Origin of the sequence: Larkinella sp. VNQ87 (genome assembly GCF_049445795.1) — a bacterium.
In the GTDB taxonomy this organism is placed as follows: Bacteria; Bacteroidota; Bacteroidia; order Cytophagales; family Spirosomataceae; genus Larkinella.
Genome location: NZ_JBMSDT010000002.1, coordinates 92,977 through 110,318, shown reverse-complemented (window position 1 = coordinate 110,318; position 17,342 = coordinate 92,977). Strand labels below are relative to the sequence as shown.

The following is a 17,342-nucleotide window of genomic DNA, read 5'->3' as shown; positions in this document are numbered from 1 at the left end:
CTTTCAGGGGTTAAGAATAACTCAACGGTTCATTGAACACATTGCAGACGTGCAGCGAATGGCCGTTGAAGCGGTAGGGACCCTCGTAGCCGGTATCGCCGAGCAGGTGGCTGACCAACGCAATGGACAGGGGATAAAACCAGGAGCCGAGCATGATGTGCGTGCGGTTCGGGTCTTCGTCGCGGAGTTCGGCTGATGCCGTAGTGGCCCCTTCCTGCCAGATCCAGTGCGGACGCGGCACCCAGTCGGCGGGTTGGCTATCCCGGCGGTGCAACAACCAACCGACCCCGTCGGGGCTTTCGTGCTGGAGGGCGTGGGCCAGATACCGGCGGCAAGCCGCTTCGACATCGTCCCGGCGGTAATCGGTCAGGGTCGCGAGGTTGACCAGTTGATAAGCGCCGTCGAAGTCGGGACAATCCGAGCCGCCGGGCCAGAACGAACCGTCGGACAACTGGCAGGCCAGCGTCGAGTCGATGGACCGTTCCAGATGGCGCAGCGGCCAGCCCAGCGCGAAGTAAATCGGGACGACGTGGATGGTGCCAAAAAGCCCATTGTCCCGGTCGGCACCGAGTTGCGTACCCCAGAAACCGGTTTGTTCGTCCTGCAATTCTTCGAGGGCCGGGAACACGGCTTTCTCCATCAGGGCGTCCACGTCCGTTGCGCCGAACCAGTCCCGCAAGGCAAACAGCGCCGTCGCGGCTGCCAGCACCTGGTTGCCAGCCGCCCACGAATTGCGCCAGTCGTAATGCTTGACCCAGCGATACAGCCGGTCGGCATCGAGCAGCGGTTCCAGAAACCGGAGTTCCCGCTCGGGTTTCCGGTTCAGCACCCGCAGGGCCCAGAGGTTGCCGCGCGTATAATGCCAGACCGGTTCGAGTTCGTCCAGCGTCCGGATGCGACCGAATTCGGCCGGTTTTCCCGAAAAATAGCCCTGCTCGGTTTGCCGACGCTGAAACTGCTCGGCCCAGATGTCGAGCTCGGCGGCCGGGCGGTTTTGCAATTCGCCGAACAAATCGAGCACGTGGGCGGCATGGTAAGAACCGTAAAAGCTTTCGCCTTCGCCCCGCTCTTTGCGGTAAAGTCCGGGCGTATTGCCGATCTTCATGGCTTCTACAAAGCGCAGTGCCGATTGTTTAATGCGTTGATAACCGGGTGTTTCGATCATGGTTCGTTCTTATTTTACGAGCGATAAAACGGATTGGTCGGCAATCAAAACCGGATAATCCGGCACCGGGATCGCCGTAAACGTGTAGGTATTGCCCGACTTTTTCCACTGGTTTTTCGGGATTTCGAACACTTTACCAGACACGAGATCGACAAAAACCGGTTGATTGAATTTTCCCTGGATGGTTACATCGGTCGGTTTCGGGTCGTAGGTTTCGGCGGGCCGGGCTTCGGCGCTCCAGAGCGTCACGAGGCTCCCGCTGTTTTTCCGGTGGCGGTATTGAAACGCCGAAACCGTAGCCTGACTGACGGTTGGTTTGGACTGAGAAAGCAATTCAAGCTGGTCGTCGAAGGTCGAGAAAACGTGCTGGGCGGCTTTGTAAGCCATTTTGGGCCGTTCGATGGTTTTGTCGGGATTGGTTTTCAGCAGACCTTTCGTGTTGACGCCCGTCATGTGATCCCCAGCCGCGTAGTGGATGTCGCTGATCGTGAAGAGGTTCGTGGCAATGCCGCGTCCGTGGTCGGCCAGCATCCGGCGCAAGTCCCACTTGGCCTGGCTCAGTTCGGTCCAGTCCCACTGGCGCAAGGCTCCGATCGTGACGGCACTGGCGGTCGAAGGCGCTCCGTTTTCGCCCTGCATGAAGGTGATTTTGGGATTATAGCTCCAGACAAGTTGCCGCATTTCTTCGATCTTCGGATACGAGGTGTCGGGGTTCGGCGCGTAACCATGGTAGGTCAGGATATCGATCAAATCCAGCGCATTTTCCTTCTTCAAATGATCGAGAAAAGGGCGCATGAAGGCCGTTGCCGGAACCCCCGCGACTCCGAGGGCAATCAGTTTGGCGTTGGGCTGAATCGATTTGACGAGTTTGGCGGTTCGGATGTAGAAAACCGCTACTTCCTCGCCGGTATTCAGCTTGTTGAGGTCGGGTTCGTTCCAGATTTCCCATTCGGTGACCTGATTTTTGTACCGGTTTACCATCGCCCGCACCCAGTTGTCCCAGGCCGCCAGCCCTTCCTCCGAGGTCGGAATCCGCCCGCCCAGTTTCGCTTCGCCACCGCCGGGGTAGATCGGATTGCCGTACGACAATTCCACCCAGGGCGCCACCCCGCGCGAATAAGCATCCGGAATAACGGCATCGAGCCAGGCAAAATCGTACTGGCTGGGGCGGCCCTCCGCTTTCACTTTCTCGCACTTCGACCAGCCGCCCTGCAACCGGATCCGCTTGGCCCCCAACGGTCCCAAATACGGTTTGTACGATTGGTAGTCGGTATAATCCCGGTCGAGGGTTTCGCCCCCGATGGACCAGGTGGACGACTTGATTTCTTTCGTGGAGCGCGGTCGAAGCTGCGCCACTTCCCGGAAACCCTTCGGTTCTAAAACCGTGCTGCTCGCCAAAGGAGCCTGGGCGAACGAAGCCGTTTGTTTAATAAGAAACAAGCTGATAACCAGAAAGAAAGGAGATAAGGCTTTCATTTTCTTTTTAGAATTAGGGAACGATGAGCCTGTAAAAAACCGGCCAGGTAAGCCGCCTGCAACTGCATGGCTGGTTCGTCGTAATGCACGTGGTCGACAAAATGCTCGCTGCCCAGACTCCGGGTAAACGTGTACAGGTCGATGACCGGAACGGCGTGTTTTCGCATCACTTCATCGGCGATCCGGTTGTAGTCGTCCAGATCGCGGGCGTACCGTTTGAAGGCTTTCGAGCGGGTGTTGTGCCTTTCATCTTCGACGGACGTGGTCCGCATCCAGACCAGCGGAATGTTGTGTTTTTTCAGCAGTTGGTAAATAGCCTCCAGGTTTTTCCGGTAACTGGCCGAATCCACCTGAATGGCGTTGGTTTCCGGGAGCCGTTTGATGTCGTGCAGCCCGCAGTTCAGGAGCAGGACGTCCGGCTGAAAGGTTTTGTCGGCGGTTTTCAGTTTCAGAAATTCGAGCACCATGCGCGAATCGCCCCCGTTGGCGCCCACCGGTACATCCAGGTTTTTAGCGGCCTGTCCGTCGTCACTTTTCCGGTCGTATTGCCAAACGCCCTGGACGTATTTTTCCAGGAATGGACCGTATCGCATCGAAATGCTGTCGCCGATGACGTATAACCTGGGCAGCGACGGAGCCGCGCTGATCAACAGAAAAAACAGGAGAACTATTCGGTATTTCATAGCTCAAGGTGATTAAGGGTTAGGGGTTTGAGTGATGATCGAACGATCGTGTTCTTCCCCTAAATGCCAAACTCCGGCCGTTAATACCCGGTATTTTGCGTCAGATTTTTATTCAGGTCGATTTCCCGCTGTGGAATCAGGTAGAGCGTGTGGAAATCCTGGACTTTCAGTCCTTTGGCGTTCATGACGGTGACGTACCGACCAGTCCGGACCAGATCAAACCAGCGGTGGTTTTCAAAGGCGAGTTCTACCCGTCGTTCCTGCTCGATGGCGAGCCGAAAAGCACTTTGATTTGTCGCCGTCGTGGCAGGCAATCCGGCCCGCTGGCGCACCTGATTCAGCGAGGACACGGCTTCGGGATTGAAACCCACTTCGTTCAGCGCTTCGGCGTACATCAGCAGCACATCGGCGTACCGAATGACGGGAAAGTCGATGTCGGAATCATTGGCGAGCGCGCCGAACTGGACATATTTACTGACGTACCGCTGGTTGATCGGTTGGCCATTGGCGTCGATGTACGAGGATTTCATCGAAAATGCCTTGCGGAGGTCCCCCGGCTCGTAGGCGGCTTCCATGTCGGCGGTGACATACCGCATGCTGCCACCGGTAATGCGCGCGCCTTCGCTGGCCTGAACCGGTCCAAAACCGCTGCCCTGACCCGTATTGCCCGATTTGTACTGGACATTGAACAGGATTTCGGCGTTGGTCGGCGTGGCAAAGCTGAACACATCGGCGTATTTGGGCAGCAACTGGAACTTGCCCGACGAGATCACTTCCTTGAGTTTGGTCGCGGCTTTGTCCCATTCTTTCCGGGTCAGATAAACTTTTCCCAGCAACGCTTTGGCCGCGCCCTGCGGAGCCCGGCCCACATCGGTCGAGCTATAAGAAACCGGTAATGCCTGCTCGGCACTTTGCAGATCGCTGATGATCAGTTTGTAGACGTCTTCGGCGGGTGTCCGGGTCAGGGTGCTGGCTCCATCGGCGGTGGTGATTTCCGTCGTGACCAGCGGTACATCGCCGTACAGCCGAACGAGGTTAAAATACAGCAAGGCCCGTAGAAACTGCGCTTCGCCTTTATACTGCGTCTTCAGGTTGTCGGCAATACCGGCGGTTTCGATGCGGGTCAGGATGGCGTTGGCCCGGCTGATGCCCTTGTAGTGGTCGCGCCAGGCCGCGTAAATAATGTCGTTGAGCGAGGTGTAGGTATGATCGATAAACTGGAAGTTATCGACGTTGACGGCCTGCCGGGTCGTCACCCCATAATTGGTGTTATCGGTTGAGACTTCGCCCATCCAGTACAACGACGTATTATACGTGCCGCTTTGCTTGAGGGACGCATAGGTTCCCACGACGGCATTGTTGAAATCGGCTGCGGTTTGGTAAAAATTAACCGTATTGCGGTCGGTGGCCGGAGAAAGGGCCAGGAAATCGTCCTGACAACCAGCGAGCGCAAGCAAAGCGATAAGCGAAAGAAAAATGCGTTTGACTTTCATGGTTCGGGTTCGGTCAGAAGGTAAGACTTAAACCAAGGGTGAAGGTGCGGGCGGGCGGATACCCGAGGTAATCGATACCGGCGGCCAGCATGTTGTCGCCCGAGTTGCTGATTTCGGGATCGTAGCCGGGGTATTTTGTGAACGTGAAGAGGTTGTTGCTCGTCAGGTACACCCGGCCGGTTTGCATCCCGAGCCGCCGGGCCAGCCCGGTCGGCAGATTGTAGTTCAGGGTGACGTTGCGAACCCGCAGGTAGGAACCGTCAAAATTGAAGAAAGAACTGTACCGCAGGTTGTTGTTCAACGCACCCCGAATGATGCGGGGCGACTGGCCGTCGCCGGGGTTCGTGGGCGATTTCCAGTAGTTGTCGATCACTTCGGCGAGGTTGTTCTGGACGCCGTGGTAGCCGCGCACGAAAACCGCCCCGGCCCAGAACACATCCCGGCCCTGGACGCCGTTGAGCAGGACGTTCAGCGACCAGTTTTTGTAACTGAACGTGTTGTTGAAACCGTAAAACGCTTTGGCCTGCGGGTTACCGATGATCGTCCGGTCGGCGTCGTTGATGACGTTATTGCCGTCTACGTCTTTGTACATGAAATCCCCCAGTTTGGCACCGGCCTGGGTGGCATGGCCGGAAAGTTGCTCCTGCGTCAGAAAAATTCCTTCGACAACGTGGCCGTAGAAACTCCCGATGGGCTGCCCGACCTGCGTAATGCTGACATCGCCCCGTCCGCCGTCGGAGAAGAGCTGTTCGCCGTCCGAACCGAGCCGCAGCACTTTATTGCGGTTGAAGGTGATGTTGAAACTGCTCGTCCACTGGAAATCGCGCGTTGCGATAGGTTTGCCGGACAAAGCCAGTTCGATACCCTTGTTTTCCAGTTCACCGATGTTGACCCAGGCCGTCGTATAACCCGTCACGGACGGAATGGCCTTGTTGAGCAGCATGTCGGTATTTCGGCGGTTGTAATAATCGCCCGTAAACTGGAGTCGGCTATTGAAAAAGGCGAGATCCAGCCCAATATCGATCTGTTTGCTGGTTTCCCAGCCTAAATCATTGTTGGTGAAACTGCTTTGGGCGAGCCCCGGCACCTGGGTGTTGCCCAGCACGTAGTTCGTCGCCGACAGCAAGCCGAGGTAGCGGTAATTGCCGATGGCGTTGTTGCCCGAAAGACCGTAGCCCGCCCGAATCTTGAAGTCGTCGAACAGGTTGAGGTTTTTGATGAACGGCTCTTCCGACAACCGCCAGCCCGCCGAGAACGACGGGAACGTCCCCCAGCGGTTGGCCGATCCGAAGCGGGACGATCCGTCGGTCCGGATCGTGGCCGTGAGCAAATACCGGTCGTTGTAGCCATAATTGATCCGGCCTAAATAAGAAAGCAACGACCACTGGCCAATGGTGTAACTACCGCCCGTAATCTGACCGCCGTTGATGTTTTCCAGCAAATCGTCGGCGAAATTGGTCGCGGAAGTGGTCGTCGCCGTTGTGGTCGATTTCTGGATGGTGAACCCGGCCAGCGCGTCAAAGGAGTGGCTGCCGAACGTGCGCCGGTAGTTGATCGTGTTCTCGTTCAGCCAGTTGATGTCGGCGGTATTGACGATGCTGGACGTGGCCGGCGACAGCGAAGCGCTCCCCGACAAAGTTGACGGTTTGAAGGTATTGGTGTTGTAATAATTGAAATCGGTACCGACGCTGACCTTCAGTTTTAAACCAGTAAGCAATTCGTATTCGCCGAACATATTGCCCAGCAGCCGGAATTGGGCGTTGCTGCTTTTGTATTCGTTGGCGGTTTTAACGGGATTCGCAATTGCGCCCATACCCACGTTCGTCAGGTCGAAGGTATTGCCGTAAGAACCGTCGGGGTTGTAAACCGGAATCATGGGCGGCATCGACAACGCTTCGGCGACGATGTTGTAATCACCATAGTGACCGGTTGAGGGTACGTTGTCGGTTCGGGTGTAGGTCGGGGCCAGATTCATGTTCACTTTCAGGCGTTTGGTCAACTGGCCGTCCAGGTTCAGCCGGGCCGAATACCGCTCAAAACCCGAGCTGATCAGAATGCCCTTCTGGTTGAAATAACCGCCCGACAGCGAATACCGGACCTTTTCATTGCCGCCCGTGGCCGAAACCTGATAATTCTGGATGGGGGCGGTGCGGAAAATGACGTCCTGCCAGTCGGTGTCCACCTTGGGCAGGTTGTTGAGGTCCTGCCAGGCTTCCGGAATCCGGTACGAGGTCGAGCGGACACTGTTGGGATCGGTAATCTTGGCATTGGGACCGCCGTTGTCGAGCCAGCCGTTGTTGTGCCCTTCGATGACAAACTCGGCAAATTGCCGGGAATTCATCATTTTGAGCAAGCGCGCGGGTTGCTGCATCCCGACATAGGCATCCACGGTGATCTGGGCCTGACCGGATTTGCCCCGTTTGGTGGTCACGATAATGACGCCGTTGGAGCCGCGCGAGCCGTAAATGGCCGTTGCCGAAGCGTCTTTCAGGATTTCAATCGATTCAATGTCCGCCGGGTTGATCGTATTGAGGGGGTTGCCGACGCCCGAATTGTTGATTGGAAAACCGTCGATCACAAACAATGGCTCGACCCCGCCGGACACCGAGCCAATCCCGCGTACCAGAATATTGGTATTACCGCCCGGCGCACCCGATGTGGTGGAAATTTGCAAACCGGGAACCTGCCCCTGCAGGGCCTGATCGAGGCCCGAAACCGGGAGCCGTTGAATGTCTTTCGCCGAAATCGACGCGACCGAACCGGTCAGGTCTTTCTTTTGCTGGGTTCCGTAACCCACCACCACCACCTCGCCCAGTTGCTTCGTGTCGGGCAGCAGCACGACGTTGAGGATCGATTGGTTGCCGACGGCGATTTCCTTGGACGTATAGCCGACGAAGGAAAAAACCAGGACCGATTGGGAAGAATTCGCTTTGAGGCTGTAGGTGCCATCCGGTTGGGTGGTGGTGCCGGAGGTACTGCCTTTTTCAATAATCGTTACGCCGGGTAGTGCCTGGCCGCCTTCTTCGGTGACTTTCCCCGAAATGGTTACCTGCGCCCAACTCAGGACAGGCCAGACGCTGACCAAAAGCAGCCATCCGATTCGCTTGCAGTAGATGATTAAGGGTTTCATAATATTCAATTATATTGAATTATGAATTAGGAATAATTACCTTGCAAGGCTACGGTATTTAGCGGTTTTTTCAAAATTAATTTTGATATTTTATAAAAAAAGTTTTATTAACTGATTCTATTGACTTCCTTTGAACGCATTGCAAAAGAGATATGATTAATAAATATTGGTCATTAATTCATTAATAATGAATTTAAAATTATTTAGGTACAATAAATTGGGTATATAATATCAATGAAAAGACTTTTGCTTTTACTCCTGAATTCCTTAATTGATTTACACGACCTAACCGCCGGATTACTAAGTTGGCTTATTAGCCCCCTGCTAAAGCCGTGGGCTGTAAACATGCTTTTCAGCCGTTAGGTCGTGTAAATCAATAAGGGGGCTTGCACATCCAGAGCAAAAACTCCCTTTCAGGCCGGGCCGACGTTTCGGGATTTAGGGGTAAAAACGAAAGCCCTATATAGGATAGAATTGCAGGCTGGACAACAGCCGCCATGACGATTGGTTGGTACCTGATCGGTGGGCTGGCTGCGGCTGCAGCTTACCGCTTTTTCGGACGCGCGGATTGATAGAACGTTTCGGCGTGGGATGAAAAGCCCGTTACCGGCTTTTCATCTCATTGACCATGCGGTACGAGAGGAAACTGAGCAGGACAATCACCACCCCCAACGCCCCCCAGATCAGCCAGCGATTCGTAAAGAAACTCGGCGGTGCAACACCGGCGGTTGGGGTCGCAACGGGTTCACGCACCTGAACGATGGGCAAATTGGCCGGTATTTTATCCTTGAAATAGACCAGGTCATACACCGGACGTCCCACGGACGGATTGGCAAAAGACAGGTGATAGGCTTGGTCGGGTTTCAGTTCGGCCAGTGCATACGTGACGGCCTGGTAGGCTTTTACCGTTTCGAGGGCCAGTGGCGCGTTATCCTGATTCTCGATAATCAAATACAAATCCCGTGTTTGGAGGTCCGATACGTAAACCGGGTGCAGGCTGTCTTTCGAGTTCAGTTCAAAGCCCTGAACAGTTTCAAAAAAGGGTGATGAAACCGCCCGTTTCCGCTTCCGAACCCGCCGTTGGGCCAGTTCGGCGCTCCGACGGTATTGCGAGGGAGCTTTTACCGAAATCATCAACTTGTCCGGTCGGGCCAGCGTCGGAAAGCGGATGTGTACGTAACTTTTCCGATTCGAACTGTCGCGCTGCGCAAACGAAACGCCCGAAATCTCCGCATACTGACCCGCGCGGGCGGTCGCGGTATAATAACCGACCTGGAGAATATTCAGCGGAGCACTCAGCGAATCGTTGATTTCCAGTTGGTAATATTCGTAATCGCTCAGCGGAAAATCGAGGATTTTGGCTTCCGAGGTCGTGGCGCTGCTGGCGACGGGTTCCAGCTCGTACTCGTCTTCGATACCGTACCAGGTTTTGGCGTCGTTGCTCCCGCTCAGCCGCGCTTTTTTGCGGACGTTCGTATTCTTAATCACGAGTCCGAGCGAATGGATCGGACTTTTAGCCGGATTGCGCAGCACCAGCGTTGTGGCAACGCGGGGCGTGATGGTTTTGCCAATCAATTCGTAGGCTTTGAATTGCGTTTGCTGAACGGGCTGATTTTTCGTCAGCAGGTACGGTATTTCCCGGTTTTTGTCGTCGTACAGCCGAAGGTCAGTCTGGGCCGCATTCAGCCGCCCAAGCACCGAGGGCAGCAGCAGAATGCGGTAATAACCGGGTTGCGGCACGGCGGGCACCTCCGCACGGAATTGAAAGTCCTGGGCTGGGCTACCCTGCCAGAGAACGAGCAGACAGGCAGTCAGCTTAAGCAATCGGGTCCTGCGTTGCATGGGCATCGTCGATGAGAATGAGCTTCCGGATTTTCTGGTACATGAACGAAATGATCAGCAAAAGAACGCCCAGGGAAATGAACGCGGCAATTTTTCCGCCCTCCGAAATGCCCTGAATGTCGTACAGGAACAGCTTGCCGATCGTCAGTGCAAACAAGCTCAGGGACACAATCCGGAGCTGCCGGTTTTTCCGGTTCAGGCCCACCCACATGAACACAAACGCGCAGAGGCCCCAGAGAATCGGCAGACCTACTTTGTTGATCTGGATCAGCAGTTCGTCGAAACGGACCAGAGCGGGTTGACTAGCCAGCCGACCGGTTTCCGATCCCGTGAAACTAAAATAAATGACGTGGGCGAATAATTCCGAAGTGGATACATACACGATGACGTAGCTCATGAACCAGGGCCAGAGCCGCAGCAGAACCGGCGGCAGCGGTTGCAGCCGTGATTTATTCCGATCGATGAGCCACAACATCAGCAGCGTACCGACCAGGCTCAGGTAATGAAATGGAAACCCGACCAGGCTCGGTTCGTTGCTGAGAAAATAGTCGTTCAGCAGGTTCATGGTCGCCGGGCTGTAGGTCGACAGGTACGCAACGATGCCAACCAGGCCGACGCCAACGGCTTTCCAGAGGCTGTTTCGGGTGCCGATCCGCTGGCCCCATAACACCAAACCGGTCGCAAAAAGCAGGTTGTAACAGCCGAGCAGAATAATGCGGTTGGGACCAAAACCGACGTGCTGCGCCAGTTGGTAATCCAGTTCCAGCAAACCCGTCAGGTAGAGGGCCAACCCGGTCAGGTAGGTAATCAGCGATCGGTACGACGCCACCGGCAATTGACCCACCCAGAATAAAATAGGTTCTGTCTGGTTTTTCAATAACCAGCGGGTGCTCACCAACCCGACCACGGCCAGCAAACCGGTGATGAAGGCTTTATTGAGCAAAATCGGCAGGGTTTCGGTGGAAGCCGGGCCATACAAAACCATCCAGTCCATACTCAGACTGATCAGCATGAGACCCATAACGACCACCGAAGCAGCCGCTACAAACCGCAAACCGGATTTCTGGGCCAGCCACAGCAGCAGCACGGCTTCCAGCGCCCAGAACATGGTGATGAAATTGCCGTCCAGCTGCACCGGAACGGCGAGACTGACGAAGGTAATCACCAGCCCAATCAGCAGGTAAATCAGGGTGCGGTCCACGGCTTCCCGGCGGTAGAGGAAAGCTGCCAGCCCGAAGTTCACGACAGCCAGCGCCACCGTAAACAAGCCCTGGTATTCTTTGTGACCGCTGTTTTCCAGAATCACCATCCCAGCGGCAAAAAAGAAGGCCGTACTACTCAGCAGCAAACTGATTTCCAGGGCCGAAAACCGCGCTTTTTCTTTCAGGTTATTGATCAAATTCATCGCCATGAAAACCGCATAAAACAGGGCTGCAAACAGGAAGGCCCCGGCCACCGGCAGCTTTTTCTCCAAAACCGCATCCGACAGCCAGAAACCGTAGAGCAAGACCGTAAAACCGTAGGCCACAATGTGAACCAGCTTCCATTTCTTGAAATACGCCAAAACGAGCATCCCGAGGTCCAGCAACAATATATACGTCAGCAGCACCCGGTAGTCGCCCGCGCCCGTGCTGACCATGAACGGCGTGGCAAAACCGCCCACGAGCGACACCACCGCCAGTTCGACACGGTCGTAGGAAATCGCCAGCAGAACCGAAAAACCGGTGATCAAGACCATCAACGCAAAGGCTACCGACTGGCTGAAAATATGGTAATCGTGGAAGGCAATGGCGATCGTGAAGTACAACACCGCCAGACCGCCCCCGACCAGCACCGAGCTAAACGCTCCGAACGATTTCCGCAGCCGATGGGCTACGCCGATCAGCGCCCCGCCCGCCAGAATGCCGATGAATACCCGGCCCAGTTCGTTGATCCAGTCCTGGTCGATGGCGTATTTGACAAAATAGCCAATGCCCAGCACCAGAATGCCGATCCCGATTTTGTTGATGAGGTTTTCGCCGATGAACTTCTCCAGATCGGGGTTGTCGCGCAAAAAACGCTGAAAAAACGACGGTTGCGGCTCGGCGCGAACGGGTTCGGAAGTGGGCAAAACCGGACTTACAGGTTCTTCAACGGATCGGGGAATTGGCGGGGGCAGGGTTCCGGCCGGATCAAACGCCGGTTCCAGAACAGGGGGTGTCGGTGATGGAATGGGTTCGGGCTGAACGGTCTCGGGCTGAACAGCCAGGGGCGGAGCCGGTTCTTCAGGAACCTCGATGACGGCACCCCGTTCGTCGAGGATCGTGTAAGGCCGTTCAGGGGCCGGGCCTGCGTCGGGACCGAACTGGCTCCGGAATTCCCGGAAATCGGCCCGCAGCCGACCCATTTCTTCATTTTGGTGCTGGATCAGTTGCTTCATATCGCCAAACCGGTTGTAGAGAATGGCGAGCAACACCAGGACGATGATCAGTAAGAACGCTTCCATAAAGCGGTTTCAGTGTATTTGTTGTGGGATAAGTGGCGGTTTGTCAGGGTGTTCCAAGATACGGGAAGTTAGTGTCGCTGACAATTTTCCAGGCTAAAGTTGACACATCGATCGGAAAAGCCGGTGCGGGAACTGGCAAGTTGTGGTCGGGAATGAACAACTAACGTGCCGTACGAATAACTCGCAGGGCACTGGTCGGTAAAACCGTCCGGCTGATCGGTAAAAACCGGCTCCCGGTCGAGCCGACGAAAAGCGCATTAAACGCAGCTGCGGTTTGGGCTTCTAACCTTCAGAAACGAACAAATAAACACTGACAACCATGAAAAAGACCATCATCGCCTTCGCCACTGTAGCCCTTTTAAGCACTGGTGTTTCCATGGCGCAACGCGTCTATAACCCGAACGCCAACCGGCCGAATGCACCCTACAACAACCCCAAACCCGGTTCGCGTTTCGACGACGTGAAAGAAGACATCAAAATCGATAAACTGGACGCCATCGTCGATCTGTCGCGGAAACAGGAAAAAGAACTGAAACGCATCGAAGACCGCTACGACAACATGGAACTGGTGACGATGCAACGCCGGAATCCGCACATGTACCAACGTTTGCAGGCGCAGAAACAGCAGGAAATGCTGGATGTGCTGAATAAAAAACAATTGCAGCAATGGATTGCTTTCCAACAATCCAGCCGCTCCAACCGCGGTCCGGTGTATGGCCGTCGGTAAGTTACCTGAGTAAAAGTTCAACCCGTCTTCTCTCCAGAGAGGACGGGTTTACTTTTTTGCGGGAAAGCCCGGTTTCCCATTGAGCGATGTTAATCTTTTCGGTAATTTGCCGTATGACGATTCCACCGCTGGATTTAATTCTTTTACTCGGAACCGCGCAGGGGTTTATCCTGGCGGCTTTGCTGTGGTTTAACCGCAAAGGTCGGCGGTTATCGAACCGCTTGCTGGCCTTTTTGGTCGGGTTATTGGCGTCGGCAAGTCTAGCGGTCGGGATTCCGATCATGAACCCGTGGATCAATCTGTTTGTCGATTTCGTTCCGCTGATCATCGTGATGCCGGTCGGGCCGCTGGTTTACTTCTACACCCGTTCGGTGCTGGACCCCGATTTTCGGCTGGGGAAACGGGAACGGCGGCATTTCTGGCCGACAATTATCGACTTCGGTAGCCGACTCATGGCCTGGATATTCCTGTTGGGCCTGTTGTTCGGCGCATTCGAACACGGGGATAACCGGAAAGTGGGCTGGCTGATGGACGAGTACGATAAGTATGCCGATATTCCGCGCTGGATCTCGGTAACAGCTTATGTGATTGTAACCTACCGCTGGCTTCACCGATTTCAGCAATCGAATCCGGATACGACGGAACCTCAACGGGCGAATAGGCGGTGGCTTCGGCAATTCATTACGGTTTTTCTGGTCTTTCAAACGATCTGGCTGCTTCATTTAATTCCGTATATCATTCCCCAAACCAGTAATGCGTTATTGGATGCGTTCGGCTGGTATCCGCTCTATGTTCCGATTGCGATCATGATTTACTGGTTCGGTTTGGGCGGGTATCTGCACTCACGCAGTACGGTTTCACCCGAACCTATCCGGAAAACTACGGCAGCGGTTTTGCCCGACGAGTTGATTCAGGAAACCGCAGCCGGTTTGGTCAGGGCGATGGAAACGGATAAACTCTATCTCGACCCCGAACTGACCGTCGAGAAAGTCGGGCGGCATTTGCAGCTATCGCCCAAAACCATTTCCGCCGTGCTGAACCAGCATCTCGGCAAAAGCTTCAATACGTTTGTCAACGAATACCGGCTGGAAGAAGTCAAACGGCGGCTGATTGACCCGACCCGCTCGAACCTGACACTGACCGGCATTGCCTTCGAATGCGGCTTCAATTCCCAGGCGACGTTTCAGCGCACCTTCAAACAAATGACCGGGTATTCACCCAAAGAATACCTGAACCGGCAGGTTGTATAACCCCCAACTCCCTGAAGGGGGCTAAAATCGGAGGTAGAAAGCCCCCTTCAGGGGGTTGGGGTGTTTAATTTCCTCTCAAATCCGGATTTGAGCAGACTGCGGTCTTGTTTTCGGCTTGTTTTGGAGCAAACCACAACGCCCATGCCGTATTCAGCCAAGCTCTTTCAACGATTCCTCTCTGGACTTCTTTTTACTCTTTTTGCCGTTGGCGCAACCGCGCAGCCGGGTTATCTGACACTTTCCGGCAAGGTGATCAATCAGGAAACCGGCGAACCGGTTCCATTTGCCAGTATTACGGTGGTGGGCCGAAGCATCGGCACCGTGTCGAATGTGGTTGGTACCTTTCTGTTGAAAATACCGGGCGATTATGCCAACGATAGTGTAAAGGTTTCCAGCGTGGGTTATCAATCGGTTACGCAACGAATTTCGGCTACAAGTGTCCAAAACCAGTTGGTTCGGCTAAAAGCCGCAGCGGTGACGCTGGACGAAGTGCGGGTACAGGCCCGCCGGAAAACAGCCGTCGATATTTTGCGGGAAGCTGTGGCCGCGATTCCGCGCAATTACGACACGACCTCGGTGCAGATGACGGCTTTTTACCGGGAAGACACCCAGTTTGAGAACCAACCCGTGGCGTTTAACGAAGCCGTGCTGTCGGTTTACAAAGCGGCCTATGGGAAGCCGGACGCGAAAGACCAACTGAAGCTGATCAAAGGCCGAAAGAAGGAATTTGATCGCTCAAAACACAACCTGCCCTCATTCATCAACCTCAGCAACGGGGCCCGGAATTCCCTCATGGCGGATTACCTCAAACAGCCGATTCACAAGAACAGCCTGCTGAACGAACGGAATTTCAAGTACTACGACTTTACGTTGAGTACGCTCATGGGCGACCGCATGACCTACGTGATCGACATCAAACCCGGAAAACGGCAGCGGAAAGCGTACCTGACGGGTAAATTCTACATCGATGCCCAGACGCTCGCCTTTGTTCGATCGGAATGGCGGATTACACAAGCCGGGCTGGATCTGGAAAATAACCGCGACTGGCTGTTGAAAAAAATGGCCTCCATTGTGCACAAACTCAACCTGAAGATGTCTGATTTTTACGAAATCATTACATATGAACCCTACAAAGGCAAATGGCATCTGAGCAATGTCGAGCGACGGTATGTGGCCACGATCAACAGCCAATCCCGCAACCTGGTTGATAAAACCTGGAAAGTTTCGACCAGCTTTACGGTGACCGAAGTCGGCCCAAAAGGCATTCCCCCGTTTGCGGAAGGGGATATCGCTGAAAACCGCAACTCGATGAGCACCCTGATCGGGGAACAGAACGATCCGGATTTCTGGGAGAATTACAACATCCAGCGACCCGTTTCAGCCGATACGGTTTCGGAAAAATCGCTGGTTGTTCCGACTGCTCAACCGTCGAACCCGCTGAAAAACCGGGTAGGTAACCGGCAGAACGGATTTACCCGCGCTGATACGCTGCGGGGCAAGCTCAGTCCGCTTCGTAGTAAGTACGACGTGACGTTCTACGACCTGGCGGTGAAGGTGGATATCGAAAACAAGGCCATTAGCGGTAAAAACCGGATGCGGTTTAAGGTTTTGGCCCCATTGGACAAACTTCAGGTGGATTTATACGCTAATATGACGATTCACCAGATTCGGTACGGCGGAAAATCGCTGGCCTACACGCGGGAGTTCAATGCGGTTTTTGTGCAGTTTCCCGAAAAACTCCAGCCGGGCAGTGAGCAGGAACTGGAAATCGACTATTCGGGAAAACCGCAGGTACCGGATTTTTCGGTGCCGATGGTGGGCGGTTTTTTGTGGGACAAAGACAAAGAAGGCAATCCGTGGGTGCAGGTGGTGTGTCAGGGCTCGGGGGCCAGTTTGTGGTGGCCCAACAAAGATCACCTCTCCGACGAACCCGACAGTATGCGTATCCGCGTGACAGTGCCCGACAGGTTGATGGACATTTCCAACGGACGGCTGTTGCGCAAAACCGCCCTGCCCGGCAACTGGACGGAATATGAGTGGTATGTGAGTTACCCCATCAACAACTATAACGTGACGCTGAACATTGGCAAATACGCCCATCGGCGGGAAATGTACGGCCCGGATTCGCTGACGCTGGATTACTATTGCATGCCGTATCATCAGGAAAAATTCCGCTGGGTTTTCGATGGCGTCAAACCGATGCTGGCGATCCTGGAGAAACACTACGGCAAATACCCGTTTCCGCGCGACGGTTTTACGCTGATGGAATCGCTGTATCCGATGGAACACCAGAGCGCCGTCTCGTTTGGCAAAATGCCGAACGACAGCGCCGGGCCGCTCACGCTGGCCGATACGCTACGGCACATGCAGTTGGTCTGGCACGAAGTGTCGCACGAATGGTGGGGCAATAACGTCAGTTGCCGCGACATGGCCGACATGTGGATTCACGAAGCCTTTGCCACGTACTCGGAAGGATTTTATTTAGACTCGGCGGTTCCGGAGGAGGGTGAATTGGGCTACATCGCGTCCTTGCCGCGGCAGGTCATTGGCAAAGAACCCATCATTGGCGTTTATGACGTGAACCACATCCACTACGACATCGGCGATATGTACGCCAAAGGCGCTTTGGTGCTTTACACCTTCCGACACCTGCTCAACGACGATCAACGTTGGGGCGATATATTGAAAGGTATGCAACAACGGTTTCGGTTGCAAACAGTTTCCACGAAGGATATTGTCGGTTATATAAACGAAAAAACCGGGACGGATTACACCTGGTTTTTCGATCAATACCTGAACTACACATCCATTCCCACGCTGGAGGTTCAACTGCTGGAAAAAGGCTCGTCGCTGGTGGTGAAGTACCGCTGGAAAGCCGACGTGCCGAATTTCCGGATGCCGATTGCCGTCACCAAAAAACCGGAGCAGTTCAATTTTATCATGCCTACAACGGACTGGCAGACGATGACCTTGCCCAACATGACGATCGATGATTTCGAGGTGGACGAAACCCGGTTTTACGTCCGCGTGGAGGTGGAAGAACCGCAGATCGTCAAACAATAACCGCTCAAATCCGGATTTGAATAGCTTC

Annotated in this window: 10 protein-coding genes; 3 read left to right on the top strand and 7 right to left on the bottom strand. The window is 54.5% G+C overall.

The genetic code is table 11. The features are described from left to right. Positions 1-10: 10 nt before the first annotated feature. The 7 genes from ACO2Q8_RS03045 to ACO2Q8_RS03015 form a co-directional block, all read right to left on the bottom strand. Positions 11-1,165: a hypothetical protein gene (locus ACO2Q8_RS03045; protein WP_423343306.1), complete on the bottom strand. Its 1,155-nt coding sequence runs from the start codon at positions 1,163-1,165 to the stop codon at positions 11-13. Positions 1,166-1,174: 9 nt separating this feature from the next. Next, entirely contained in the window at positions 1,175-2,641 is a 1,467-nt protein-coding gene (locus tag ACO2Q8_RS03040; protein ID WP_423343305.1) for a GH39 family glycosyl hydrolase, read from the bottom strand. Then, positions 2,638-3,324: an SGNH/GDSL hydrolase family protein gene (locus ACO2Q8_RS03035; protein ID WP_423343304.1), complete on the bottom strand. Its 687-nt coding sequence runs from the start codon at positions 3,322-3,324 to the stop codon at positions 2,638-2,640. Before ACO2Q8_RS03035 ends, ACO2Q8_RS03040 begins: the two co-directional genes overlap by 4 nt. Positions 3,325-3,404: 80 nt before the next feature. After that, on the bottom strand, positions 3,405-4,817 hold the full coding sequence (locus tag ACO2Q8_RS03030; RefSeq protein WP_423343303.1) for a RagB/SusD family nutrient uptake outer membrane protein: 1,413 nt from the start codon (positions 4,815-4,817) through the stop codon (positions 3,405-3,407). Between the two features lie 13 nt (positions 4,818-4,830). After that, positions 4,831-7,947 (bottom strand): SusC/RagA family TonB-linked outer membrane protein, encoded by a 3,117-nt coding sequence (locus tag ACO2Q8_RS03025; RefSeq protein WP_423343302.1) that lies wholly within the window; start codon positions 7,945-7,947, stop codon positions 4,831-4,833. 603 nt (positions 7,948-8,550) lie between these two features. Further along, on the bottom strand, positions 8,551-9,789 hold the full coding sequence (locus ACO2Q8_RS03020) for a hypothetical protein (protein WP_423343301.1): 1,239 nt from the start codon (positions 9,787-9,789) through the stop codon (positions 8,551-8,553). Then, on the bottom strand, positions 9,764-12,274 hold the full coding sequence (locus ACO2Q8_RS03015; protein ID WP_423343300.1) for a DUF2339 domain-containing protein: 2,511 nt from the start codon (positions 12,272-12,274) through the stop codon (positions 9,764-9,766). Before ACO2Q8_RS03015 ends, ACO2Q8_RS03020 begins: the two co-directional genes overlap by 26 nt. Positions 12,275-12,593: 319 nt before the next feature. Between ACO2Q8_RS03015 and ACO2Q8_RS03010 the strand changes: the two genes are divergently transcribed. The 3 genes from ACO2Q8_RS03010 (at position 12,594) to ACO2Q8_RS03000 (ending at position 17,314) form a co-directional block, all read left to right on the top strand. Then, entirely contained in the window at positions 12,594-13,001 is a 408-nt protein-coding gene (locus ACO2Q8_RS03010) for a hypothetical protein (protein WP_423343299.1), read from the top strand. A gap of 113 nt (positions 13,002-13,114) precedes the next feature. Next, complete coding sequence (locus ACO2Q8_RS03005; protein WP_423343298.1) at positions 13,115-14,251, top strand: helix-turn-helix domain-containing protein; 1,137 nt, start codon at positions 13,115-13,117, stop codon at positions 14,249-14,251. A 141-nt stretch (positions 14,252-14,392) separates the two neighbouring features. Next, positions 14,393-17,314 (top strand): carboxypeptidase-like regulatory domain-containing protein, encoded by a 2,922-nt coding sequence (locus tag ACO2Q8_RS03000; RefSeq protein WP_423343297.1) that lies wholly within the window; start codon positions 14,393-14,395, stop codon positions 17,312-17,314. Positions 17,315-17,342: the final 28 nt, after the last annotated feature.